At 70.0% G+C, this 24,644-nt stretch carries 22 protein-coding genes; 8 read left to right on the top strand and 14 right to left on the bottom strand.

Translation table 11 applies throughout. From position 1 onward, the window contains the following. Positions 1 to 9: 9 nt before the first annotated feature. Positions 10 to 468 (bottom strand): hypothetical protein, encoded by a 459-nt coding sequence (locus tag ABZY20_RS25580; protein WP_007490475.1) that lies wholly within the window; start codon positions 466 to 468, stop codon positions 10 to 12. A gap of 246 nt (positions 469 to 714) precedes the next feature. Then, complete coding sequence (locus ABZY20_RS25575) at positions 715 to 969, bottom strand: hypothetical protein (protein ID WP_356444013.1); 255 nt, start codon at positions 967 to 969, stop codon at positions 715 to 717. Between the two features lie 136 nt (positions 970 to 1,105). Between ABZY20_RS25575 and ABZY20_RS25570 the strand changes: the two genes are divergently transcribed. Beyond that, a complete protein-coding gene (locus ABZY20_RS25570) occupies positions 1,106 to 2,026 on the top strand; it encodes a hypothetical protein (protein WP_356444011.1) in 921 nt (306 codons plus the stop codon). A gap of 53 nt (positions 2,027 to 2,079) precedes the next feature. Here the strand turns inward: ABZY20_RS25570 and ABZY20_RS25565 are convergent, their stop codons facing one another. Beyond that, on the bottom strand, positions 2,080 to 3,897 hold the full coding sequence (locus ABZY20_RS25565) for an RNA-binding domain-containing protein (RefSeq protein WP_356444009.1): 1,818 nt from the start codon (positions 3,895 to 3,897) through the stop codon (positions 2,080 to 2,082). 352 nt (positions 3,898 to 4,249) lie between these two features. Beyond that, a complete protein-coding gene (locus tag ABZY20_RS25560) occupies positions 4,250 to 4,915 on the bottom strand; it encodes a hypothetical protein (protein ID WP_356444007.1) in 666 nt (221 codons plus the stop codon). A gap of 123 nt (positions 4,916 to 5,038) precedes the next feature. Between ABZY20_RS25560 and ABZY20_RS25555 the strand changes: the two genes are divergently transcribed. Both ABZY20_RS25555 and ABZY20_RS25550 read left to right on the top strand, forming a co-directional pair. Beyond that, complete coding sequence (locus ABZY20_RS25555; protein WP_356444005.1) at positions 5,039 to 6,028, top strand: TnsA-like heteromeric transposase endonuclease subunit; 990 nt, start codon at positions 5,039 to 5,041, stop codon at positions 6,026 to 6,028. A gap of 222 nt (positions 6,029 to 6,250) precedes the next feature. Continuing rightward, the gene (locus tag ABZY20_RS25550; RefSeq protein WP_356444003.1) at positions 6,251 to 7,030 is read left to right on the top strand and encodes a hypothetical protein; all 780 of its coding nucleotides are present in this window, start codon (positions 6,251 to 6,253) and stop codon (positions 7,028 to 7,030) included. Here the strand turns inward: ABZY20_RS25550 and ABZY20_RS25545 are convergent. The 6 genes from ABZY20_RS25545 to ABZY20_RS25520 form a co-directional block, all read right to left on the bottom strand. Next, positions 7,014 to 7,412, bottom strand: coding sequence for a hypothetical protein (locus ABZY20_RS25545; RefSeq protein ID WP_356444001.1), 399 nt, complete (start codon positions 7,410 to 7,412; stop codon positions 7,014 to 7,016). The genes ABZY20_RS25550 and ABZY20_RS25545 overlap by 17 nt on opposite strands. Next, positions 7,409 to 8,257, bottom strand: coding sequence for an IS5 family transposase (locus ABZY20_RS25540; protein WP_356443999.1), 849 nt, complete (start codon positions 8,255 to 8,257; stop codon positions 7,409 to 7,411). The genes ABZY20_RS25545 and ABZY20_RS25540 overlap by 4 nt, the downstream gene beginning before the upstream one ends. Positions 8,258 to 8,586: 329 nt before the next feature. Next, the gene (locus ABZY20_RS25535) at positions 8,587 to 9,006 is read right to left on the bottom strand and encodes a hypothetical protein (RefSeq protein WP_356443997.1); all 420 of its coding nucleotides are present in this window, start codon (positions 9,004 to 9,006) and stop codon (positions 8,587 to 8,589) included. A gap of 90 nt (positions 9,007 to 9,096) precedes the next feature. Continuing rightward, positions 9,097 to 9,360 carry a hypothetical protein gene (locus ABZY20_RS25530; RefSeq protein WP_356444167.1) on the bottom strand — a complete coding sequence of 88 codons (264 nt, stop codon included), beginning with the start codon at positions 9,358 to 9,360 and terminating at the stop codon, positions 9,097 to 9,099. Positions 9,361 to 9,568: 208 nt separating this feature from the next. Beyond that, positions 9,569 to 11,221, bottom strand: a complete 1,653-nt coding sequence (locus ABZY20_RS25525) for a hypothetical protein (RefSeq protein ID WP_356443995.1) — start codon at positions 11,219 to 11,221, stop codon at positions 9,569 to 9,571. 294 nt (positions 11,222 to 11,515) lie between these two features. Next, positions 11,516 to 12,196 (bottom strand): hypothetical protein, encoded by a 681-nt coding sequence (locus tag ABZY20_RS25520; protein ID WP_356443993.1) that lies wholly within the window; start codon positions 12,194 to 12,196, stop codon positions 11,516 to 11,518. A 430-nt stretch (positions 12,197 to 12,626) separates the two neighbouring features. On the opposite strand from ABZY20_RS25520, the gene ABZY20_RS25515 reads away from it, so the two are divergent. Next, a complete protein-coding gene (locus ABZY20_RS25515) occupies positions 12,627 to 13,568 on the top strand; it encodes a transcriptional regulator (protein WP_356443992.1) in 942 nt (313 codons plus the stop codon). Between the two features lie 179 nt (positions 13,569 to 13,747). On the opposite strand, the gene ABZY20_RS25510 is transcribed toward ABZY20_RS25515, so the two are convergent. The 4 genes from ABZY20_RS25510 to ABZY20_RS25495 form a co-directional block, all read right to left on the bottom strand. Next, the gene (locus tag ABZY20_RS25510) at positions 13,748 to 15,262 is read right to left on the bottom strand and encodes a serine/threonine-protein kinase (protein ID WP_356443990.1); all 1,515 of its coding nucleotides are present in this window, start codon (positions 15,260 to 15,262) and stop codon (positions 13,748 to 13,750) included. Between the two features lie 434 nt (positions 15,263 to 15,696). Next, positions 15,697 to 16,773: a PhlD gene (locus ABZY20_RS25505; RefSeq protein WP_356443988.1), complete on the bottom strand. Its 1,077-nt coding sequence runs from the start codon at positions 16,771 to 16,773 to the stop codon at positions 15,697 to 15,699. A 35-nt stretch (positions 16,774 to 16,808) separates the two neighbouring features. Beyond that, positions 16,809 to 17,816, bottom strand: coding sequence for an MBL fold metallo-hydrolase (locus ABZY20_RS25500; protein WP_356443986.1), 1,008 nt, complete (start codon positions 17,814 to 17,816; stop codon positions 16,809 to 16,811). Positions 17,817 to 17,888: 72 nt separating this feature from the next. Next, entirely contained in the window at positions 17,889 to 18,743 is an 855-nt protein-coding gene (locus ABZY20_RS25495; protein WP_319593783.1) for an XRE family transcriptional regulator, read from the bottom strand. 471 nt (positions 18,744 to 19,214) lie between these two features. On the opposite strand from ABZY20_RS25495, the gene fabG reads away from it, so the two are divergent. From fabG to ABZY20_RS25475, 4 genes are all read left to right on the top strand, one after another. Continuing rightward, positions 19,215 to 19,919: a 3-oxoacyl-ACP reductase FabG gene (fabG, locus tag ABZY20_RS25490; protein WP_007490441.1), complete on the top strand. Its 705-nt coding sequence runs from the start codon at positions 19,215 to 19,217 to the stop codon at positions 19,917 to 19,919. A gap of 102 nt (positions 19,920 to 20,021) precedes the next feature. Further along, positions 20,022 to 21,929, top strand: coding sequence for a helix-turn-helix domain-containing protein (locus tag ABZY20_RS25485; protein WP_356443984.1), 1,908 nt, complete (start codon positions 20,022 to 20,024; stop codon positions 21,927 to 21,929). Positions 21,930 to 23,568: 1,639 nt separating this feature from the next. Beyond that, the gene (locus tag ABZY20_RS25480) at positions 23,569 to 23,928 is read left to right on the top strand and encodes an SH3 domain-containing protein (protein WP_007490438.1); all 360 of its coding nucleotides are present in this window, start codon (positions 23,569 to 23,571) and stop codon (positions 23,926 to 23,928) included. Positions 23,929 to 24,009: 81 nt separating this feature from the next. After that, positions 24,010 to 24,552 (top strand): hypothetical protein, encoded by a 543-nt coding sequence (locus ABZY20_RS25475; RefSeq protein ID WP_007490437.1) that lies wholly within the window; start codon positions 24,010 to 24,012, stop codon positions 24,550 to 24,552. Positions 24,553 to 24,644 lie beyond the last annotated feature (92 nt).

The following is a 24,644-nucleotide window of genomic DNA, read 5'->3' as shown; positions in this document are numbered from 1 at the left end:
CGGCAAGACCTACTCCGCAGCCGCCAGGGCGAGCGGGTCGAGCCCGGCGAAGTGGTAGTTGAGGAAGGAGATCAGAATGGAGAAGACCGCCGCCCGCCGGGCGGGATGCTGCTGCTCGAGTTGGGCCCATGCACGCTCCGGCTCCCCGCGCATGCCCATCCGGATGACGTCGCACGCCAGCGTCATCATCGGATCACCGGCGGCACTTCCGACGGGTACGACCTGACCATCAGGCCGGGCATCACCGGCCAGCATCCGGCCGGCCACCTCGAATGCGGCCCGCATGTCCGCCTCACCGCCCCGCACGAGCTTCAGCAGCGACGCGGTGTTCTCCTTCCGCCCGGTCACCGGGTCCACGGAGGCCATCCGGCACACCACCGGAATCACCGCCTGCTGGGACGGGAGCACGGCCGCGGCCGCGGCAGCCGCCCTCAGCTCACTCGTCTGCTGTTCGGTCAGGTCGGGCATGCAAGGCACCCTACGGTCAGACGTCGCCTGCCCGCGCCGTGGTGCCACAAGCATCACCCGAACGAACAGACCCCCTGGCGCCGGACCGCGCCAACGTGCGGCCACCGCACGCGGGACAGCTCTGCCGGAGCCAGCCCACGTACCGGGCTCCGACCGCCTACGTCGCGCCCGTACCGGAGAGGAGGACTGCGCAGCATATGCGCCGCCCGGTGCCACGTGGCTCAAAAGACGGAGGACACGGCAGCGTCAGTCGTCGTCCACGCTGATGTTGCTGACGGACAAGTTGCCCTCCATCAAGACATCCGTCTCCAGGTCCAGCCGCATCGTCACTCCGTCCGGGGACGTCTGCGCAGCGACCACGCGCGCGGGGATGCTCACCACCTGGCCTTCGACGAGGGTTGCCTTGAGAGGCCACCGTGTGCCGACCAGAGCGGCTGCCGCTTCAGGAGCCCACTCGCCGTCGATCGAGGGGACCGGGAGGTCCACGCTGAAGCGAGTCATCCGCTCATCCTAGGAACCGGCCTCCGGCTGACAGCCGCGACCTGGCAGAAAGCCACCACCAGTGTCAGCGGCGTACGGCACAGTGGCGGGGCGGCGCAGTTGTCGGCGTCGCCCCGCCACGAGCACGAGGGCAGTGATGGATCGCGACACCTACGCCAAGAACTTCGCCAAGCGCCGAGACGGCGAACTGGCCGAACAGTTCCGATGGGTGCCCAAAATGTACCGGGCCGCCGCATCACGGCTGGAAAAGCTCGAGAGGCAGGCCGAGCGACAGTTCCCCGGCGTCTTCGACCGCCTGGACCAGGCGCGCGACACCGCCGGTGACACCATCCCGACCTGGTGCTGGCTCCCTGTGACCCACGTTCAGCAGGTCCTTACCGACCACTACCCCCACCGCACCACTCGAGCCCCCGGCGCCACCGGACCGGGACTCGCCGCTCTGGCAGCAGGCGATGCAGCCAGACTGCAAGCGATCGGAGCATGGCGAGCCGCAGGACGCCACATGGTCAACATTCATGACGCCACGGTCCTCGAGCTGAGGAAGGCGGGCGACCGGATGCCCGCAGATCTGCCCCAGCGCTGGCCCCTCCACGGCCTCTACGTCGTCTCCGAGGCACCCAACGGCGCCTTGGGCGCCTTCCTCCACCTGGAGTGGGACGAACGAGAGCAGCGCGCCGAATTGCGCATCGCCCCGGACGTCGCCCCCACCGCCGCCCTCGACCGAATCCCCGTCCAGCCCCTGCATCTGGAAGGCGGCACCGTGACGGAGGCCGCCCGACGAACCGTGCTGTCTGTCCAGGCAGGGATCGACACGGTCCTCGGCACGGAGACGCTCCCGGACATTTCACCGGGCAGTGCCGTCGACGAGGCGGCTCGGTTGGTCGCGCAGAAGAACGCCTTCTGGGTGGCGGCGGCCGACTGGTTGGCCTCCGGTCGCACGACACCGTTCGACGCGGCCGTCGTGGCCGGAGCGGAGCCCGCGGCCGACTGGCCGCCCGCAAAGGCCCAGGACACCGGCCGCGCCCCGGTGCTGTGGCTGGCCGGCCCAGCCAGCTGATTCGACGGACGGTTCCGCCACAACCCTTGGCAGACCAGGCCGAGGCTTCCTCTCTACAGCAGATCCACCTCGGCGTCGACGTACCCGAACGCGTGGGCCATGTGCACCAGTGCCTCCCGCAGCAGACGCTGCCGCTCGGCGCGGTCCATGGCCGGCGCCGCGGTGATGGCGACGGCCAGCTGCGACCTGGAGTCGCCGTCGTTCGGACCGAGCGGCTTCAGGTCGACGAGCGTGTCCAGGGCTGGCCGGACGCCGTTGTCATCGGGCTGTTCGCACGTGATCCGCAGCTCGGTCGTGGGAGGGGCGGCCCACGACAGCGCGGCCGGGTCGCCCACGGCCTCGGGCAGCAGCTCGGCGGCCGTCTCCCATGCGGCGAGCAGCACGGCCTGGATCTCGTCGAGACCCAACTGCGTGTCCCATCCGGGTCCGATGGCGGCCGCCCACGCCTCCGCGCTCTCGATCAGGACGTCCGCGCAGGCGACGACGGTGGACTCCATCGTGGTGGGCAGCGCGAGCATGACGGAGGCCTTCACAGCCGCGCCGCCGTCGGGCCCGGCGATCGAGCACGTGTATCCGGCCGACCGGCCCGAGTTACCGAAAGGCCCCCGCTCCCAGAGAGCGGCGGGCAGCTCGGCGCCCCGACGGCGGGACAGCAGGGTCACCGCACCCGCCAGCGCACTGTGCGGAAGCATCTGCTCCAGCTGCGTACGCCGGGACTTGCTGATCTCCAGCGTGCTCACCTCGGCCCAGGGCAGGTTCACCAGCGCCCGCAGGCGTAGCGCCGGCGTCTGGCCGGCAGTGCCGATGTCGGCAGAGCGGCCCTGGTTCAGGCTGAAGCGGGGGAGTGGCTGCCACCGCCACACGCCACGCCCCGAGCACGCCAAGAGGCCCGGACCCCACGCTCCGCCGTCGAGGTCCACGCGCAGGGCGTCGGCCGGGATCACCCACGGAGCGTTCGTGCCCGCGGGAGCGCGGGGGAAGCCGACGGCCGCAAGCGGATCCTGACCGCCGGGAGCCCGCCGGCCGGTTTCGACGATCGCCTGCCAGACCGGCTCGGCGACGGCGACCGGGGGACGCCCCGGCACCAGGCACAGCACCCAGCCTGGCTCGCCGTCGACCTTGTACCGCAGATCCTGCAGCGCGGCCGCGCCCTGCGCCCACGCCTCCCCGGTCGGCTCCCCCAGCCCCGCGTCGGCGAGCTGCTCGTAGGCCGCCCTCATCTCCCGCTCACGGTCGGGCAGCCCTTGGCCGACGCGCAGCCCAGCACCGGGTCCGGCTTCGGAAACGGCCTGCCGTACAAGCTCGGTGAGGGCTTGGGCGGTGGGCATGCCTGAGGCGCGGATGCCGGCGGAGAGCAGCTGCTGAATCTCGGCCCGGGGCAGCCAGTGCGTGCTGTCGCCGTCCCGCATCGGCACCGCGACGGTGTCCTGGCGCGGTGCACCGGGTTTTCCCACCGGGGCCGGCAGGACGAAGAGCGTGTCGGCAGCCTGCGCGGGGACCTCGATGAACAGCACCCGCTCGCCGTCGGCACCAGACCATCCGACGCGCACGCCGCGGGGAGCGGGGGTGATCCGCTGGCGGATCAGCTTGCGGATCTGGTCCACGTTCACCGCGGTCGGGTCGAGGCCGACGATGTGATCCAGGACCTCTTCGTCGTGCTCGAGGCGGGTGGCGATGCCGACGATGATGACCCCGCCGCCCCCGTTGGCGAACGCCGAGACGTCCTTCGTGAGCTCCTCGACCGCCCTGGGGTCCGCCAGCTGGTACGGGCCGCTCTTCGCGTCGAGCCACTGCGTCTCGCGCAGGCCGAGCAGAGAGCCAGGTCGGTGGGCCTCCAGCGCGGCCAGGGCGCTCTTCAGATCGTTCAGCACCCCGGCAGTATCCATCGCAGCACCAGGCTCTGCGGCCGGGTTGCACATGCTCACGAGCGCTGTCCGCGCACATGCCCGCGAGCACGCGCCGCGGTGTAGTGGGCGTGCTGACTGCCAGAGGGCGCTCGTTCTCCCACCGGACCTCGTCTGTGGCCCGCGCTCGGCGTAGGTGACCGCATGTTCGCTCGTCAGGCGGGCATGGACGAGCGCCTCCGCCACGGTCGCGGGGACGGCAGTGGCGAATCGCGGGTCCCGCAAATCCGCGGTCGCCACCGCGGCCGGGAACACCACCTCAGGCCGGATGTCGCGCATCTCCCATTCGACATGCCCGCTCCCGCCCGCCGGGGACGCGTCAGCGGCGGGCTTCCGCGGCTGCCTTGAGCTTGACTTCGACCTCGGGCGGGAGTGGGAGGACGGGCGTGGTGCCCGGGTTGGTCGGCCCCTCGTCGTGGACGCCGTCGGGCCCGGCGATGGCCGTCCAGCGGCTGATCTCACGGACCTGGTGGGCGGAGACCTCCCACAGGGAGTGCCCCGCTGCCATCGAGTCCGCGCCGCCCATGTCGAACCAGTTGATGCGCATGTACCCGCCGTACAGGGCCAGCGCCGTCGACATCCATGTCACCGAGACCGGGTCGATGTTGCAGGCCCACCCGTTGTGGTGCGGGTGCGTCCGGTACTCGAAGTAGCCGAATCCGTCGTGCCGGGCGAACGCGGGCAGCGGGCCGGACGTCGGCACACTGTCGCTGCCGTCGCTCGTCAGGTACATCTCGCGCGCCGCGCACCCGGGATCGTCACAGGGCACCTCGGTGTCGGACAGCCGCAGCCACAACGCGACCTGCGCGTCGTTCCCGTTCTCGGTGGGCAGCGACCACACCCGCTCGCGGCACTGCGACGCCTCGTGATCGCGTAGCCGCCACTGCTCGGGGAGCTCATGCGACAGCCGGTGCAGGTAGTGGCCGACCAGGCGCCACGCCTCCTCGGCCGACGGATTGATGGTGTGGGCGGTCTCGGCGTTCATGCCCGGATTCTAGGGCCGCTGAAAGCACCTTCTGCGTGCGTAGGCCGAGAAAGGGCAGAGCCCTGCACCGTGGATTCCGCAAAGCACGGTACAGCGCAAAACCGGCTCTGCCAGCATGAAAACGTGACACGAACGAGGGCCCACCAACTGCTCGATGGCGTAGAGATCGGACTGCGGTTCGAGGAAGGGCGACCGGCACAGTGGATGCCCGTCACCGACGTCGACGTCCACGACCTGGTCCGGGCACAACCCTGGCGGCGCCACCTCACCTACCGTGGCGAGCAACTCGACCTCGGGATCTATGCCGCGATCAGCACCGGCCAGAATCCGGTGGCCACGGACGGGATCTGGGAACGCATGGAACTGGCGGACTTCGACCCCACCGTGCGGTCCATGATCGGCCAGCCGTTCAAACTCCGCGCCGCACAAGGCCCCGGCAGAGCGGGCTACATTCCCGACCTGATGCTGATCAGCAGCGACGGCACGATCACCCTCATCGACAGCTCTCCGACGGCCGGCGAGCTGTGCCCCTCGGAGCGGGTGCTGGACTGGGCCGAGGAAGTCGTCAACGCCCGGGGATGGACCTACGAGTGGTGGACGGGCCCCAAGGACGCACAGCACTACACCAACATCAAGGCCCTGGGGGGCTTCTGCCGGCCCATGCACCCGGTCCAGCAGGCTTTGATCGAACCCATCCTCGGCCTGTGCGCCGACGCGGAATTGCCCATCCACGCAGTCGAGAAGAGCCTCACCCACGAGAAGATGCCCCAGCCCATGGTGCGGGCCGTGATCCAGCACCTGCTGTGGTGGGGCGACCTGACCACCGACCTTCACCGCCCGATCACCACCGGCACCCGCCTGCGTACCGACGCGGCGGCCCGCCGGCCCGCACCGGACCAGTGGGACGTCGGGACCCGTCTGGTCCTCGGACACGACCGCGGCACCATCGTCCGCTGCGAGGGCGACGATCTTGTCGTCGGTCTGGACCCCTCCGGGTTCGGGCAAGGCGAACGCAGCTTCAGCCGCCACGATCTCGCCGAGAAGGCCACCGCCCTTCCCACCGCCTACCAGCGCCCGCTTCTTCCGGCCCAGCCGTTCACGGTGCCCAGCTGACCGGCGGCCCGGTCGCACGGCACCGGCTGGAAATCCCGAACGATGTACAGGATTTCCAGTTCGCCGAGCCCGACCCCGCAGTGGTGCTCACGGCAAGACCGCCGAGGCTGCCCTGAAAGCAACCTCGCCGCGCCGCCCGCGAATTGCGCTCAGCGCAACAGGCAACCTGACCAACGAGATCAACGAGTCGCGTACGCACGACTCCAGCAGCGAGAGGAAATCATGAGCGCGGTGACCGAAGGCGACATCTCTCCGTGGGCCACGGCCATCCACCGGCTCGTTCAATGGGTCGGCAACGGACGCACTCTGACCATCACCGGCCAGCTCCGCGTGGCTGACGGCGTCGAACTCGTGAAACTGCTCGGAACCGGCGACGACCTACATGGGGGTGCCGGCCAGCGTCGCCTCTCCTCCTCACGCAACCTCCCCGGCGTTCAGAGCCTGCTGACCGGGGCCGTGGACGCCGGGCTGCTGCGCACCCAGCGGGGCCGCCTGATCCCGGTCAAAAAGTACGCTCAGCACGCAGCTACTGCGGAAGGTGTCCGCCGCCTCCTCGTAGCGAACGCCCACCACTCCGCTCAAGCATCGCTAGCCCCTGAAGCCGAACACCCCGATCTCGGACGTGTTCGCCTCGCCGCCCTGTGGACAGAACTGTCCCGCAACCGGCAGACGTCCCTCGTCGTCTCCGAACTGGCCGGCATGCTCTGGAACACGACCACACCTGGCACCAGCGCCATCGAGCAGACCCAGGGCAGCGGGGAGCGCGCCGATGAGCGAATCGAATTCGACGAGGTGGTCTCGTGGGTCCTGCTGGACTATGCCTACCTAGGACTCCTGGCCATGAATCCAGACCGGACCCTCGTGCAGCTCACCCCGACGGGCAGCCGAGAATACGACGAACGCCCCGCCCTTAGTGGGCGGTTCGTAAGGCGGTGTCCGTTTCTGGCTGAGGTTGAAGCAAGGCCGCTGGTGGAGGTTCCGTCGGTTATTGCTTCCTGGTGAAGTGGCCGGTGTCGGCCTCGGTGAGGATCCCGAGTTTGACCAGGCGTTTCAGCTTGGCGCGGGTGCCTTCGACGTTCTTCGGCAGCAGTTCGTGGCCGAGGGCTTCGCAGACGTCCTTGGCCCGTAATGGTCCGGTCGCGTGGTTGAAGGCGTCGAGGATGCGGGGGTAGTCCGGGTGCTCGGGCAGGTCCGGCGGGCCGGCGGGGAGCCGGTCGGCGAGGCCGGCGACGGTCGTGCGGGTGATCGCGAGGTGTTCGAGGTGGGTCTCGGCCTCCCGCAGCCGGGTCTGCAGGTCGTCGATCTGTGCGCGGAGGTCGTCGGCCAGGGCCCGGGCGGCGTCTTCCTGGAGGTCCAGGGCGTCGAGCAGGGGCTGGATGTTCATGCTGCCGCCGTCTGCGTCTCGCGCCAGGTGGGGGCGTTCGCGCCGGTCAGGCGTCGGGTCATGACGTGGGTCATCGCCCAGTAGACGCGGGAGGCGGAGGAGGAGGGGTGGTGCTCGTAGTCGCGGACCAGGCGCCGGTGCAGTATCAGGATCCCGTAGGTCTGCTCGACCCTCCACCGTTTCGGCTGCGGCACGAACCCCTTGACCTGCGGGTTGCGTGCGACGATCTCGACGTCGATGCCCAGGCCGGCGCCGTGGTCGACGACCTGGTTCTTGAAGCCCTGGTCGACCAGCGCTTTGCGGACGGTTCCGCCGGCGTGCTCGGCGACCTGGTCCAGCATGACGATGCCCGCGGCGTTGTCGTGGGTGTTCGCGGCGAGGACGACGACTGCGATGACCAGGCCGAGGACATCCACGGCCAGTCCGCGCTTGCGGCCGGGCACGCGCTTGGCCGGGTCGTGGCCGCTCGTGGTGGCGGGGACCCCGGCGGCGACGTGGACACTCTGGGTGTCCAGGACCACCAGGGTCGGGTCCTCTAATCGGCGGGCGCGTTCGCGGACCTGGCAGCGCAGGAGTTCGTGGATGACCTGATCGGTTCCGTCATCCCGCCAGGCGGCGAAGTAGTAGTAGGTCGCGCTCTTGGGCGGCAGGTCGTGCGGGAGGTAGGCCCACTGGCAGCCGGTCCGCCCCTGGTAGAGGATCGCGTTCACGATCTCCCGCATGTCATAGGCGCCCTGATGGCCGCTGACCGAGCGGTGCCGGTCCTTCCACGCGGTGATCACCGGCTCGATCAACGACCACTGCTCGTCCGACAAGTCACTCGGATACGGCTTGCGTTCACTCACCCGGTCACATCACCAGATCAGCACCCGTGGACCGGCGGATTCCGCCCCGCCGCCACACCATCAGGCGACAGCAGAACCGCTCAAAGGCTCACGAACCGCCCACTTAGAGCAGAGGCGAGTCCTTCCTGATCCTCCTGTGGCGCGCCTTGGCCGCGGGCACAATGAGGGCGCAGGGCCCACCGTCGACCGGCACTCCACCGGCGAGTACACCCGAACGGGTGAATGGCCGCCAGGCAGACTAGGCGAATACCGGGCGGACCATGGCGAAGGGACTGGGGCATTACGGCCAGGGTTCCCCGTCCCGTTTCACGCTGCCGTCGACAACTCACTCACCTCCGGCTGTGCCGCCGCAGCGCCGCAGACCCCGGTGGCTCGGTGGCGACGGTCCCCACGGGCGTCACGACCCGGGGGCCGAGGCGGTGCGCGATCTGGTGCACGCGGCGCTCGTACGCCCACTCCTCCGCAGTCATCGGCGACTCAGCAGATCCCGTCTGTACGGGCGCGGCCTCCTCGAAGCGCGTGCAGTCCGGGCACTGCTCGACGGGCCCGGGGTCCGTGTCGTGCGCGTCGATCTGGTGCTCGCACCAGTTGACCAAGGCGACCAGCATGGCGGCATAAGCCGCCTGAACGTCCTGGTCGCGCCCGGCCTGTTCCGCGGCGTCGTAGCGGGCCCGCGCACGCTCGTACGCCGCCCCCACGACCAGGCCCAGCGGACAGCACCACAAGGGCTCGGGCTGGTGAACAACCATCCTTCGAGACTAGTGAGACGTGACCCGTACTGTCCGGCCCTTTGGCGTCTTACTCGCGCGGCACCGGTGAGGGGCAGGCGGCTTGAGGGGCTACTCGGGCGGCCGGCCGGAGACCCCCACATACCAGTCGTCGGCCTCGGTCATCCCGTCCATGCTCGGAAAGTACGGCTTGACGACGTCGTCGACGTCCTTGAAGTACACGGTGGCGCAGAGCGGGTACTGGACCCCGGTCGGGGCCGTGACCGTGGCCCGGGGTTGTACCCACACGAATTTGCCCGCCTGCGTCCACTTGGCGCGGGCGAACGTCAAGGTGGGGTCCGCCGTTCCCCGCCGCAGCAGGTCCGACCAGGTCATATATGTCACCTCGTGAGCGTAGAGCGCCGACTGCCGCAAGAAAAAGAGGAGTTGACAGCACCGGAGGCCGCGGGCTAAGCGGCTCGGGCACACGCCCCGTACGGCGACTCCTCGACCGGGGCGAACCCCGCGGCGCGTCGTACGGCCGCGGGCGCCAGAAGTGATGCAACGCGACGGTGCGAATTGCGCCGAACGCAACTCGTTCCCCTCAGGACTGCGGCAGTGCGTGCGTCAGCGCGGTGATCAGGCCGCGATGGGCCGCCTCGACTCCCCCCGGAGCGCAGGCTGTGCAGAAGGTGTGGCCGCCGCGGGTGACGACCAACCCCCAGGCCTGTGCCGCGTGGATGTTGTCTCCGTGACTCTCCGGCGCGTGCACGATGACGCCTTCGACCGGCCGGGAGAAGGCGGCGCCCGCGATCCGGTCGGCCATCTGGGCCGAAGAAGCGAACTGCCAGTCGTTTCCGCCGTCATACGGGCTGCCGAGGCCCTGGCGCGGCAGCCGCTCCAGCAGCGCTGCCGTGCCGGAGAAGTCCTCCAGCGTGAGCGTGATCGCCCACAGCGGTGCCGCGTCCTGCTCCGCAGGCAACCACAGCGGGTCGAACATGTCGCGGTCGTCGTCCAGGTCGTGCTCGACCTGGTAGCGCACGGCGGCAGACTCCACGAGCCGCCCGTTCTGCTCGACAATCAGAGCCTGCTGTTCCGACCGGGCCCTCTTCCGCGTCATGTAATCCAGCTGCTGTGGGCGCAGCAGGACGACGGCTTCTACCGGTTCCTCCTCCACGCCACCGGCGTTGTCGCAGTGGCGCCCCCATGCGGCCTCCCGCTCGACGATGCCGGTCGCAAGGTCGGCCAGCACCGCACGCTCCGCCTCGTCTGCGCCGAAAGGCGGCGGGTCTTCGCGGGCAGGAAGCCCGCCGTCCAGGACATCGACCACCCAATCAGGAGGTGATGGTGGCCCCGGCACGAGATCGGTGAACGGCGTGAACCAGGCCTCGGGGCGAAGGTCATCGCGGCCGTGAATGCCATCGGTGGAGGGCTCCAGGCTGTAGGTCATCTCCGGGTCGTAGGCGATCAACGCCGGACTGTTCCAGGCGATCGCCCTCAGCGCCCTACCGATCTGCAGGTCCGCACTCCGAGGTGACCAGCCTTCGCCAAGCCCTACGGACTCCGCAGCCTCGGAGTCGACCATGTCGTCCATGTCGTCCATCAGCTCGGGAGCCGCGGACACCGCGAGAGCGAGCGCCACCGTAGAGGCATGGCAGACCGGGACGAATTCGGTGCCGGCTCGAAGCTGCCGGGCCACCTGCTCAAGAATCCCGGCGAACCGCAGCCGCCAGCTGGCATCCATCCCGTCGCACACCCGCGGCAGCCGCAGAAGCACACCGTCCCGCTCGTCGGCGTAGTAGGCGTAGGGCTGGTCTCCGAGGCGCACAGCGTCCGTGTACAGATCCCACGCCATCTGCTGAGCCGCCACCGACGCCAGTGCCCGCAGGTCCGCGACGATCGCCGGTCCCAGTTCAGGGCCCTCCGCCGGCCTCTGCGGGTGGGCGCAATCGCGTGCCCGGCGATCGTCCCTCGCCCAGCCGCCGACCTTCGCCAAGACGTCCAGCACCAGCTCCCGCACAGGGCGAGCGGCATTCACCTCACGGACCAGATTCGCCGCCAGCCCCCGCACCGCGTCCTCATCAAGGTAGGAACGCAGGGCCCACGATTCGCTGATGTGCAGTGCGGCAGCCACCACCCGGGCCTGATGGCGCAGCACATGACCGGCCTGTCCGGGAACAAGGTCAACCCCACGTCGGCGGCACTCGTCTTCCAAGAATCCAGCCAGGCGCTGGATACGGGACACGTTGGGAGTCACGTCGGCACTCTACGGGGCGCTTGGCACGCACCCCGATGCGGAAGCCGGTGTGGCCCGGCGCGAGCGCCGTAACCGCCGCGCCGGCCACCGCCCTGTGCCGCAAGCTGCTAACTGCTGTTCGAGCTGCTGCCTGTCGCATCACCGCGCTGGGCCGGCGCGAGTAGACCGCTCGAAAGCCTGCTGGTCGCATACCAGGCTGGTCGGCCCGGGAGAAGTACGGGACCATCCCGCGATCCGCAGCATCGTCCTCGAGCTCGTCGACCGCCACCCGCGTGTCAGCGGGGTAGGGGAACCTTATGCTGCGGTGGGCGCGCTCGGCGCAGCTTCCACCCACCGAGGCACGGCGGGGATGGCGAGTGCGGCAGCTCCGAGACTCGTCAGGTTCCACCGCCAACCGCGGCCGCCCCACGGGGAATCAGTTGTCTCGGCGTCACTCACGACCCAGCCTCGGGCGTGCAACCGCTTCATCACGGCGGTCACCTTCCGACCATAGTCTCCGCCGGGGCTCCGGCTCTGCTCGCTGGTGTCCCGTATCTCGCGCCCCTGGGAGTGCTCGACGGTGAACACGGCTCCGGCCTCGACTCTCTCAAGCTCCTGGCGCTCCTTCTTGGTCGGTGGTTCGGGCCCGTCGGCGGGTCGGGCCACCGCTGCGGCGTGGACGCAGCGGTGGCACGTCGCGTGGGCGTCGACGGGTTCGCTCAGGGCCATGAGGTTCGTGTGGGTGATGCCTTCGCAGAGCGCCCGCCCGGCCGGGTGCTGTCGGCGGGCGCCGGTGAGCAGGTCGATGGCTGCTGCGGCGTGCCGAAGGGGGGCGTCCAGCTTGGAGTGGGTGTCCGTCCGCACAGTCAGGTCGAACGGCGTCGCGGCGGTGATCCGCTCCCACAGCTCCCGTTCCCTCTCCTTCCGGCGGCGCTGCTCCTCGACAAGTTCCTGCTCGTAGCGTGCGAGCGCTTCACGCTGGTCGATCTGCAGCACTGGTTGCCTCCCCGGAAATGTGATTGCCGACGAGCATGCAGGTGCGGCCCCCGGGCGGCCAGCGAGTCGCGGAATCCCGGAACAATAGATCCGGAGTCGACAGTGCCGGCCGGCCCGTGGGACACCGCGGGGGAAGGCCGACCGCGGCGAGTGCCTCCTCGAAGAGATCCCCCTCACCTCCGAAGCCCTCGCTGCCGTGATCCTGCTGCCCGAGTAGGTCTCGGTCCCGGACGCGGCGAGCGCTCAATGAGGAGCCGACCGACTAGTCACGGCTGGCCCCGCCCATCCCCGCACAGGCTCGACGGGGCGCACATGGCCGACTCGTGCGCCCTTCTCGGACCGTCTCTCTGGCCGTAGCGTCATGACGACGCCGCGGTCGGCCATCGACGGCGACAAAGGACGAGAGGGGTCCGGTGTGAAGCGACGGAGCATGCTGGCAGCGGGAGTCGCCCTGGGGACCGGCTTCTTCACCGCCCCGGTGTCGGCAGTGGCAGCTCCGGCGCCGCGGCTGTCCGCCGCCGACGTCGCCGCGGCCCGCCGACTGTTCACCGCCAGCGCCTATACACGGCTTGACGAGACGCTGCCGTCGCTCCTGGCCGCCGCCGAGCCCAGCATCGAGCAGAGCACAGCCGGTGCCGTCCGGGCCGCCGACGTGTGGGTGCTTGCCTCCCAGCTCGCCGTCAAGCAGGGCCGCACCGCGACCGCCGGTGTCTATGCGAAACAAGCCGGCACGGCCGCCCGCCGCTCCGGCAACCCGGTGGTGCTCGCCGCCGCCGCCCGTGCGGCTGCGACCCCGCTGCGCCGCACCGGCCGCACCGACGAAGCCTTGCTCCTGCTTCACGAGGCGCACACCCACCTGACGTCCGCCCTCCGTCCCACAGTCGTCGAGCTGGAGGCGGCAGGCATGACGGCGCTCACCGCCGCCTATACCGCCGCCCAGGCTCAGCGGGCTGCCACCGCCTGCGACTTCGCTGCCCAGGCGGAGCAGATCGCCCACCGTCTCGACCGCCGCCCGCACACCGCCGACCGCCTCCGGGAGCTGACCGCTGGCCAGTGCACCCTGTACCGCATTGGGATCCACCGCCACCTTGGCGACCTCGACACCGCTCTGGCCCACAGCCGCCTACTGCGCCCCGACCGTCTGCCCACCGCCGAGCGCCGCGCCCGCGCTGCCACCGACACCGCCCGCGCCCTGCTCGACGTCGGCGACACGGCGGGCGCCTTCGCTCAACTGCGCCTCGTCGAACTTGCCGCTCCGCTGGAGGCCCGCCGGCCCTCGGTGCGCGAGCTGACCGGCCGGGTCGCCGAGCTGCGCCCCGATTTGCCGGGCCTGCGCGATTACGCGCAGCGCACGATGGTGTCCCCCATCTGACCCCGTACCTCCCGACACGCACTCCTTGGCCGGGCATCTGCCGCTGGGTACTTGGCGGATTCTGGACGGAAGAGAGCACATGCTCGGGCCGGCGGATACCGCTTCGCCACCTCCATCGCCGGCAGCCGGCGCGGTGCTTTTCGCGGGTCGTACTCCTCGCCGCGGCCTCGCGGCCGCCTCTACAGCCAAGCCGCCTTGCTTCGTCCAGCTCGTCGTTCGGGCTGCGGCAGCAGTCCCGGGGCCGCGGCGACAAGTGCGATCAGCAGCCAGACCCCGATACCCATCGTCACGGTTGCGGCCACCGGGAACTGCCCCGTGAGTACAACCAGCACCGCCGCGTTGGCCATGCCCGCCGTGACGCCGGCTTCCACCTGCGCCCGCTGGCCGGCGATCAACCTGGAGATCAGCCTGCCGATCAGCGTGCACCCGCCGAGCAGCACCGGGCCCGCGACCACCATGACGGTCAGCGCGACCCACCACGGCGCCCGCGACCAGAACGCCAGGTACACGCTCAGCACGCCGTCTGCCGCCAGAGCCATCAGCACGGTTCCGCCCGAGGCGGCCTCCTCCTCGGCATGCGGCCCGCACAGCGCCCACAGAGTCACGCCCACTACCGCGGCCAGAGCCGCCGCCACCCACCCGGGCATCCCGGTGAACAGCGACAACTGCCCCCACAGCCCGGCCGCTCCCGAAAGCGCCGACCACCCTCCGCCCATCCCGCGCGCAGGCCCGGCAGGCCGCAGTGGTGCGGCGGCTGAAGAGGCTGGACCCGGCGAGGGGGCAGCAGGCCGGGGCAAGGGGACGGCGGGCGGTGCCGCGGCGCTCCCGCGGCGCGGCGCCGTCTGCGTCACCATCTCCCACATGGCGGTCTCCGTCACCGCCGCGACCTGAGGAACCGGCTCCAGGGCCGCGGCCAGGCGATGCTCGACGGTCACCGCATCCGGACGCCGGGCAGGATCTACGCGCAGCAGGTCCAGCACCAACTCCTCGAGCGCGGACGGCACCCCCGGCCGCACTCGCCGCAACGGCACAGGCTCCGAACCCTCGGCCCGCACCCTGCACCGCCCGAACGGCGGCTGCCCGGTGAGTAGTTCATACAGCAGGCACCCCAGTGCATACAGGTCGCACCGGCCATCGATCGCATCACCCCGCAGCTGCTCGGGCGCCATGTACGCGGGCGTGCCCATCACCGTGACCGTCTGCATGCCAGCGTCGAGCCGGGCAATCCCGAAGTCGACAAGCACGACCGTGCCCTCGGGCGACAGCATCACGTTGGCCGGCTTTACGTCCCGGTGCACGACCCCGGCAGCATGGGCGTCGCGCAGTCCTCGGCACAGCTGCAGTCCCCACCCCACCACGTCCTGCACCGCCGGCAGGCCGCCGGCCAGCACGGTGCTCAGAGGCACGCCCGGGAGCAGGTCCAGTACCAGGAAACCGATCCGGTGTCCGCCGACGAGGTCCTCGCCGACATCGTGCACGGCTACTACGTGCGCGCTGCGCAGCCGCCCCATCGCCCGAGCCTCTCGCTCGAAGCGGAGCCGCTGGGCCGCGGGTGCCGCGGACAGAGCAACGACCTTGACGGCGACCTCGCGCTCCAGCCGCTCGTCGACGGCCCGGTACACCGTGCCCATCCCACCAGCGCCGAGAACCTCGCGCAGCACATACCGGCCGGCGAGCCGCTCGCCCTGAAACATCACACTCAACCTTCCCGGCGACAGGGGCCCCGCGGCCTGGCCGGCGCGGCGACGCAAGCTGCCGTGGGTGTGCCTGCACCGTGGCGGCAACTCCCGGCCTGCCACCGCGGCGCCCCTCCTTCCCGGGCACCGACACAAGGCCGGACTGTCTCCGCCGCGCTAGTGTTCCATATCGCCCAAACCGCCCTATCTCGCGCGACCGTTCACCACGGGCAGCCGTAGCTGGCACAGATTCCGGCAGCCACCGGATAGTTGCCTGGAGCTGGAACGATTCTCCCGGCGGTCCACGGATGCGCGGGCGTGGCTGTATGCGCGGCGTGTGGAGGCCGTGGGCCGCGGACTCGGTCGAGCCGGAGCCGGTCGGGCGTTGAGGGACGGGGCCTGTGGGGCGACCCCGTCGCGAGCGGTGGGGCTCGGAGCGGGCCGGTGTCGGCTCAGGTCCGCCAGGTGGCGGTGGCGGCGGTGGCGGCGAAGCCCGGGCCGACACCGAGGAGCAGGCCGCGGGCGCCGTCAGCAGGAGGGTCGTCGTGGGTGCGGCAGAGCACGGACAGGACGCCTACGCCGCCGAGGTTCCCGTCCTCGCGCATCGTGGACCAGGTGTGGCGGGTCACCTTGGCCTTGTCCTCCAGGCCTGGCTCCTGATCGATGCCGAGGCCTCGCTCGGCGTCTTCGATGATCCTCGGGCCTCCTGGATGCAGCACGGTGAACTCGACCTGTTCCAGCCGCTGTTCGGACAGGTGGCCGTGCAGGGCCGGCATGATGTCGCTGACGGCCTCGGTGGCCGACCGCTCGGAGTCGAAGTGCAGCCCGTGCGCGTCCAAGCGGCCCGAGTAGCGCTGCCGGCTGCCCGGCAGGACGTACTCCCACACGCTGTCGATGCGCAGGCCCGGCCCCAGGGGCTCGCTCGTGACCAGGCACGCGCCACCGGAGTCGCCGAAGAGCGTTTTGTAGATCATGGACTCGGTGCTGGTGTCCTGATGGGAGTAGACGGTGCTCAGCATCTCGGCGACGACGACGAGGACCGTGTTCCCGGGGTGGGCCGCGACGTGTTCGGCGGCACGGGCCAGGGCGTGGGCGCCGCCGACGCAGCCCAGCGTGCTCATCGGGATCCGGCGCACGTCGGGGCGCAGTCCCAGCTCTTCGATGAGATGGACGTCCAGCCCCGGCACCGTCCAGGAGGTGGTGTGCGAGGTGACCACGCAGTCGACGTCAGCCGCAGTGAGACGGGCGGCCTGCAGAGACTGGCAGGCTGCCTGAACGGCGAGGCCGGCCGCGTCGGTGAACGCGATCTCGTTGCGTTCGGCGATGGGGGCGTTGCCCGAGATCGCCCGGTGGGCGAGGGGACGGGTGAAGCGGCGGGTGGCGACCTGGGTGCGGCGGGCGTAGCGCAGCATGACGCCGAGACGGGGGAGGGTCGGATGGGCGCGCTGGATGTCTTCGCAGATCTCGTCGGTGGTGACCTGATGCGGCGGCAGCGCGATGGTCGGGCGGCTGACGTACGCGGGTGGCATGAAAGCTCCGGGAAGGATAAGGGGGCGGGCGCAGGTCAGGTGCGCGAGCCGAAGTCGGTGAGCAGGGTGTGACGCTCGGGAATGGAGGTCGGGACGCATCCCGGAGCCAGACGTACCGCCGTGCTGAGCATGTCGACGAGCGGGAACGGGGCCGTCGCCTGGTCGAGGTGGCGGTACTCCGTGATGGCGAGCACGGCCAGCCGCTCGGTCAGGCCCAGGTCCGCCCGCCGGTGCTCGCGCAGAAGCACCTGGGCGGTCTCCTGTACCGGGAGTCCCCTGGCATGCAGCGAGTGGATGCGGTCGCGCACCTCACCGACGAACTCCATGTAGCTGCGGACTTCGGCCGGGCCGATGAGGGGACCGTGCCCGGGGACAACGACCTGCGGGGCGAGGTCGAGGATCTGCTGGCAGGCGTCCAGAACACCGCCGAGCGGACCCGCCCAGTGAACCGGAACGTCCCCGACGAAGACCACATCGCCGGCGCACACCACGCCGCTGTCCGGGATGTGCACGATCAGGTCGCCGACCGTGTGCGCGGGCCCGACCTCGATCAGTTCGACGGAAGTGGAACCGACCTGGAGAGTGAGCCTTTCGCTGAAGGTGCGGGTGGGCGGGGTCAGGCGCAGCCCGCGGTAGTCGTAGCGTCCGAAGTGGGCCAGCAGGTAACGCTGGAACGGATCGTCCGCCTGGCACCGGTCCAGCAGCGTCTGCATCTGCTCGGGCGCCGGCTCGGCGCACAGGTGCTCGAGGTTGGCGGCGGTCGAGACGATTTCCGCGTCGGGGAACAGACTGTTGCCGTAGCTGTGGTCGCCGTTGGCGTGCGTGTTGACGACCGTCGATATCGCAGCAGACGGCGGCAGCACGCGATGTGCTGCCGCCGTCAGGGTTCTCGTTAGTTCTGCCGTATAGGGCGTGTCAACAAGCAGCGCCCCCTCGTCGGAGGCAACGAGAACACAGTTCGCCATTCCCCACGTTCCGGGGAATTCAGGGAGCCACGCGGAGACACAAGGATCGATCTCAGCAAGGTCAGTTGGGATATGCATGTGCGCATTGTGATCAGTGCGGGTCCGCGAATCGCTGCGTTGTGAAGAAGAGCACACGCCACCGGGGGTGGTCTAGCCGGTGTGACCTATTTGGCCTGTTATTGAGGCATTCGCTCTTTCGTCGTCAGGATGGAAGATCACGATGATCGCCCTCGCGTGCGGGGAGGCGTACGGCGCCGAGGCGACCATCTTCGCGATGCCCGGCCCGTACAAGGGGTGGTTCAGTCGGCGCACCACGCCGTCAGGCGCTATCGACGGGCTGCCCGGCGCGGTGTAGATCGGGCCCGCAACGGGGTCGGCCCGCACGTCCGCGTCGATGGCGCGCAGGTCCTCACTGTGAGCGTTCTCGGCAAGCGCGGCCTGCAACTGGGACGACAGTGACGGAGCCCAGCTGGTCTCCCAGTCCATCAGCGTGGTGCGCGCCTCCTCGGTCAGGAGCATCCAACGGGCCGTGTTCTGCGGCGCCTTGCCGCCCACGAACATGGCCGCGAAGGCGGGGTTGTGCGCGATCACATTCCAGGCGAGGTCCGTGACGTACATCATGTGGCGTTGCCCGTCGCACGCCTCCTGCCACAGTTCGGCCGCTCGCACGCCGGCCTCCGGATAGAGAGGATGGGCGGGCCGGTGCCCGCGGGTGTGCAGCCACAGCAGGTGGTACTCGTCCGGCGTGAGCTTCAGCAGCCGGCCGACTGCGACGAGATACTCCTCCGGAGGGTTGGGCCAGCGACCGCTCTCGAGCCGGTTGTACGTCCGGTCCGCACGGTTGAGCAGGATGTCCATGTGGGCTTGCGTGAGCCCTTCGGCCTTGGGGCCCGGACGGCCCTTGGCCCGCTTGGGAAGCCCCACCGATTCCGGAGTTATCAAGCGCCGCTTCGGCGCCAGCAGCAGTCCCAGAGGATGTTCACGCTTCCTCGTCTTCTTCGCCACATGTCCTCCCTGAGGATGCCGGCAACGCGCCCGGGTCTGCGAGGGACATGAATTTGTGCAAAAAAAATGCCGTAGATCAGCCCTTGCCGGTCCGCAAAGATCGGTAGAGCGGCAAGGGCCCTCCTTCCGCGAACGGGGCAGGGGGTACGACGTCCTCATGGACGCACGGTTGGAGAGCGAAGAGCGCGGCAGATCGGTCGCCCGCAACGGCTGGACGCCATGTGCCATCGCCAGACTCCCTTCTCTCCGGACCGGATCGGCATGCCTGTACTCCGCAGGGGGCTGCAGACGGGCCGCCACCGGGGTCCCTCTCCCGGGGCGTATCCGGTGACCTGCAGCAAGACCCGCTACGCGCCAGTAACCATACAAGTGGCTGGCTGACAGCATCACGTTCATTAGTTCGAGATCTGCCGAGTGATCGGCCCAGGGGCGGGCCGACAGACCAACTCGGGCACGGGGAAGTGGGACGATATGAGCCGTTCGGTACTTATCACCGGTGGCAACCGCGGCATCGGGCTGGCCATAGCCCGCCGATTCGCCGAGCAGAACGACCGGGTGGCCATCACCCACCGCACCGGTGAGGCACCCGACGGCGTTCTCGCCGTGCAGTGTGACGTGACCGACACCGCACAGGTCGACCGGGCCTTCAAGGAGGTCGAAGAGGCGCACGGCCCCGTCGAGGTACTCGTCGCCAACGCCGGCATCACGCGGGACGGGCTCCTGATGCGCATGGACGACGCCGACCTCACCTCGGTCGTCGACACGAATCTGCTGGGACCGGCCCGCGCCGCGCGGCGCGCCCTGAAGGGCATGCTGCGCAACAAGGGCGGCCGCATCATCCTCATCGCCTCCGCCGTCGCCCTGCGCGGCGAGGCAGGACAGAGCAACTACGCCGCCTCCAAGGCCGGACTGATCGGCCTCGCCCGGTCCCTTGCCCGCGAGTACGGCTCGCGGGGCATCACCGTCAACGTCGTCGCCCCGGGCCTCACCGACACCGACATGGTGCGCCAGCTCGACGAGGGCAAGCGTGCCGCCCTTGTCGAGCAGATCCCGCTGGGCCGCATGGCCGCGCCCGAAGAGATCGCCGCCACCGTCGCCTTCCTGGCCTCGCCCGGCGCCTCCTACATCACCGGTGCCGTCATCCCCGTCGACGGTGGTGCGGGCATGGGGCACTGACCCGCGCCCGGCTCACTCCTGGACGCCGCACCCGAAGGACCCGATCACTTCCCACTTCCTGTCAGGGCCGGCCCGCCGACGGGCCCGCAACGAGGAGAGCACATGCCGACCCTTGGCTCGTTGCCCACACAGCACCCCGACCTCGAACTCACGTTCGTTTGGCCGCGGAACACCGTGCCCCACCACGGCGAGCGCGTCACCGGGCTGACCATCCTGCGCCTGGACGAACTGCTGGAAAACGGGGCGCCCCGCCGCCTGGACGCGGGCGCCTTGATCTTCGTGGCCGGCGCGATGCCGTTCCGGATCCGGGGCCGCATCGCGGTCGCGATCGAAGAGGTGCTCCGGCAGATGTCCCTCGACGGATGTGTCGGGCTCGTCGTCACCGTGGCCGAAGGCGTGTCCCAGCCCTTCCCTCAGTCCCTGCGCGACATGTCGGACCTGCTCGAGATCCCGCTGCTGATGACTACCGCCTCAGCGGACCGCTGGGCGGACGTGCACACCTCGATCCAGCAGGCGCGCCTCGCCATCGCCGAGCGGCGGGCCAGCCAACTCAACGCCCTGGTCCAGCAGTTGCCTGCGCAACTTGCCGATCCGAAGGCCATGCAGCGCATCGCGTCGTGGCTCGCACGTGCCCTCGACGTCCAGGTCCTCGTCAGCGAGCCGGACCGAGTCCTGGCTGCCTCGCCCCCCACCGCGGCCGAGCATCTCGCCCAGGCGATCATCCGTCAGTCCGTCGAAGGCGGCGCCCCCGAAAGCCCCTCGGCCCCGCACACCCAGCTCATCTCACTGGCCCCGACCTCGGGCGCGGACACCGTCCTCGCCGTCGCACGCCGCACCCCGTTCGACGAGGCCGAGATCCGCCTGCTGCGGCACGCCGCCAAGCTCCTCGGGCTCGTCGACCAGGCCCGCCGCGAGTACCACGTGGCGGCCGACGCCTCTCGTGCCGTCCGTACCGCCGCCGTCCAGCTGCTCCTGGACGGCGAGGTCGACAAGGCACGCCGGGTCATGGAGCAAATGGCACCAGGCCTGCTCGACACCGAGACCGCCCGTCTGTTCGTCGTCACGACCGAACCTGCCCACCGGGACACCGCTGTGCGCCTGTGCGAGACCGCCACCGCCGGCCGCGCCCTGGCCGTCGCAGACCCGCGCGAGCGCAACCGAGTCGTCGTCATCCAGCCCGTCCGTGAAAGCGAGCCCGACGAGAACGTGCCGGGGGAACTCGTCCGCCTGGTCTCCGCACCCGGACCGGTCTCCTCACTGGGCGGCAGCGGCGTCTACTCCATGTCCCTGCTCGGCGAGGCCCTCAACGAGGCAGGAACCGCCCAGCGGTTCGCCCTCCACCAGCCCGACTCCGTAGCCCTGTCCGTACAGCACACCGACCTGGTCAGCCTGCTGTGCCAGCACGACGCACAGCGCTGGGCCCGTCAACTTCTGCACCCCCTGATGGAGTCCGACGTCCAGTGGGAGCAGATGCGCGAGACTCTGCCCACCGCTCTGGCCTACCCCTACACCGTCGCAGCCCGGCGCCTGGACCTGCACCGCAACACCGTCACCCGCCGGGTCGCCCGGGCCGCGCAGCTGCTCGACATGGACTTCACCACCATCGGGGACCGGATCGCGGTCGGCCTGGCGCTCGAGCTCGTCACCCACCGGGAACCTCCCGAGACAGCCCTGCGCGGCGGCCAAGTCCCCACACTGCACCAGTTGCTTGCCGCGCCCCAGATCCGGGCCTGGGCCGAGACGCTGCTGAGCGCCGCCCGCGAAGACCGCCGCAACCTGCTCGCCACAGCCGCGGCCTGGCTCACCTTCGACGCTCACCTGGAACCGACTGCGCGCGCACTGGGCCTGTCCGAGGTCACTGTCCGCACTCACCTCAGGGCTCTGGAAACGCACATGGCCCGCGACCTGTCATCACTGAACGGCATGCGTGACCTGCAGTTCGCCCTGAACATCGTGACAGGCGAGCCCAACATCCGCGACATCGGACGGCAGCTGTGCGCGGCCGCCTGACGAGGTCGCTCCCGGCCGCCTCGGCCCGGCCATGACGGCTCTCTCCATGAAGGCCCCGCAGCGCGGGCCCAGCGCAGAGCGGTGCACGCCGCCGGCCTTCGCGACGGTGAGCAGCTCCCGCCGCGGTGTGCAATACCGCACCGTCCTCCGTCCCTGCTCCAGCAAGAGCCGCAGTAATACTTCGAGGCCGGCAGGTGCCTCGGTGCACGCGGTTGGTGCTGCCGCGCTTCACGGCCACCCCGGCCGAAGGCCCCACGCATCGCCTACCCGGCCCCGGCCATCGGGGCGAGGCGGAACTGGACAGATCCCGCCCGGAGAGATGTCCTGGTGCCCTGGCGACGCTCTCCGGCGATCCTCCACGCAGCGCCGCTCGCTGCCGCCGTGCAGCGTCAACTTCCGTGCTGTGTACCGCAGTAGCCGCCCCGTACGCCCCGAGGTGCCAAAGTCCGAATCGTCAATTAATGCATCTAATAAGGGGGTTGGGACTCTTTGGTGCTCTCTGCATGTCAAGAGCCTCTTCTCGCCACTGGTGCGACCGGTGTGCATGCCCGATAGGGGATCGCTATGGAATGTGCACCTCAAGGCCGTGATCGCCCGATGTGGTGCACAACCTATAGGACATGCCGGTCAGTTTGTGCATGTGCGTAATGGTGGTGCATTCGGCATATGCATAACGTTGCCCGTGCAAGCCCAGCCAGACCCAGCTTCCGGGGTAGGGCACGGCAGTAGCCGGGCACGACGGCGCATACCAGGCCGGACGCTCTCGCCCATGGGAGCGCCGCCGGGTGGCGGATTCGGAAGACGGGGAAGGCAGAACGCCTGCGGCGAGCAGGCGCGGTGCGAACGGGGCAACAGCCGTCGCGACCACCAGGAGGCGGGCGCCGGGGGAGTGGGTGGAGCCACCCCGCCGGACACCCGCACTCGCCAGTGCACTACCAGGCCCGAGCACCGGGCCTGTGCAAAACGACTCTTCGGCAGAGTCACCACCAGCAGATCTGAGGAACCACTGGGGTCTTTCGCCGACGTGTTAGCGCACGTCAGCGGAGCTCAGGATAGACCAGCACGGCCCGCTGCAACAGCGCGTCCACTGGCTTTCGTCCTGGCATCAAGGCCCCCTGAGTCATCGGGGCGAACAGCATGATCATCAGGTATCTGACGAACCGGCCGACACCGCGCACCGCGGTGACGGCTCCCCGCGGCCGCCTCTCCCAGACGGAGTCGGACCGCATCCAGGACCTCGGCGCAGCCGGGCCCGGCGCTTAGCACCCGCCGACGCCCGACGGCGCGTCCGAGCCAGCCACGGATTACCAGATCCGCGGCCGGCCCCCGCCCGGGGAAGAAGGATCCACTTCCCCCGAGCGAAGTGGCGCGCGGCAGGAGCTAGGCGGCCTCCCAGCAGCTGCTCCTGCCGCGCCGCACATACCTCGACGCTCGCCGCTCGGCGCCCGTTACCCCCGCGCCTCCTTGGCCGCGCGCATCACGCTCCGCCCCGGCGGCTTCATCCCCGTCTCCGCGGCCCCCGCGCGTGCCCGATGCCGCCCACGGCTCCCGCAGTCCCGCCGCGCCGGACACCCATGCCTGCTCTGGGCACATCCGCCGCCGGCACCGACCTGCCCAATTCCTTGACGTAAGGACTTCCATGCGACTCCGCGCTCCCGCACGTCTGACCGCCTCCGCCGCCCTCGCCCTCGCCGTGACCGGAGGGCTCGCCGTCACCGCCGCCCCCGCCGCCCACGCCGTCGGCGAGCACTCCAAGTGCACCGTGAACTGGTCCCACGGCGAAACCGGCACGATCTCGAAGAACGGCTGGAACCTGCGCACCGGCCCGTCCACCGGCTACGCCAGCCGGGGCCTCCTCTACCGCGGGGACACCGTCAAGCTGCTGTGCAGCCGAGGCAACTGGGACTACACCGAGCTCTCCAAGCGGTCGAAGTCCGGGCTCTCCAAGGGCACCCGCGGATGGGTGCGCAGCGACGGCCTCTACCAGCTGGGCGGCTGACCCGCGACCGCTGTCCGCCCTGTCACCGGCCTGGCCCCCGCGCGGCCCGGCGTCCTCTCCCGATCCGAAGGAAACATCCGCATGCCCGCGTTCAAGCGCACCGCTGTCACCCTGCTCGCCGCCGGCGCCGTCGTCGGCACCACACTCGCCACCGCCACCACGGCCTCGGCGGCGGCGAGCTACCACTGCAAGACCAGCAGCAGCCCCACGTTCGACGACCCGTCGTACAACGGCCCCGACTCCGACAACTGGTCGTTCGACGTCAAGCTGTGCGCCAAGCGATCCGGCGGCTACATCTACACCACGGCCACCGTCTACTGGGACGGCCCCTACTCCTCCGGCACGAACAACCACTTCACCTTCAACAAGGCCAGGTTCCACCTCCAGACCAAGAAGAGCGTCCGCGGCACCGACCCGGTCGTGGCGTACGCCAACTACACCGGTCTCGAGCGCGCGCTCGAGAACAGCAGCGCCACGGGCAACGGCTCGTACCAGACGGGGACGATCAAGACCAAGGCCACCGCCGCCAGCTACCTCGCCGACGGCTACATCCAGCTCGACTGGTCGGGCGACGGCAAGGACTACAAGGCCCCGATCCACTTCACCGCCTCCCCGACCGTGTAACCGGCCGCCCCCATGGGCCGGAGCGCCTTGTTCGCCCCCGGCCGGCACCTGAAGCAGCCCCGTTCCCTGGCCTTCACCAGCGGCAACTTCCC

Source organism: Streptomyces sp. NPDC006624, assembly GCF_040611555.1.
Classification (GTDB): Bacteria; Actinomycetota; Actinomycetes; order Streptomycetales; family Streptomycetaceae; genus Streptomyces.
This window is presented reverse-complemented; position numbering and strand designations above follow the sequence as displayed.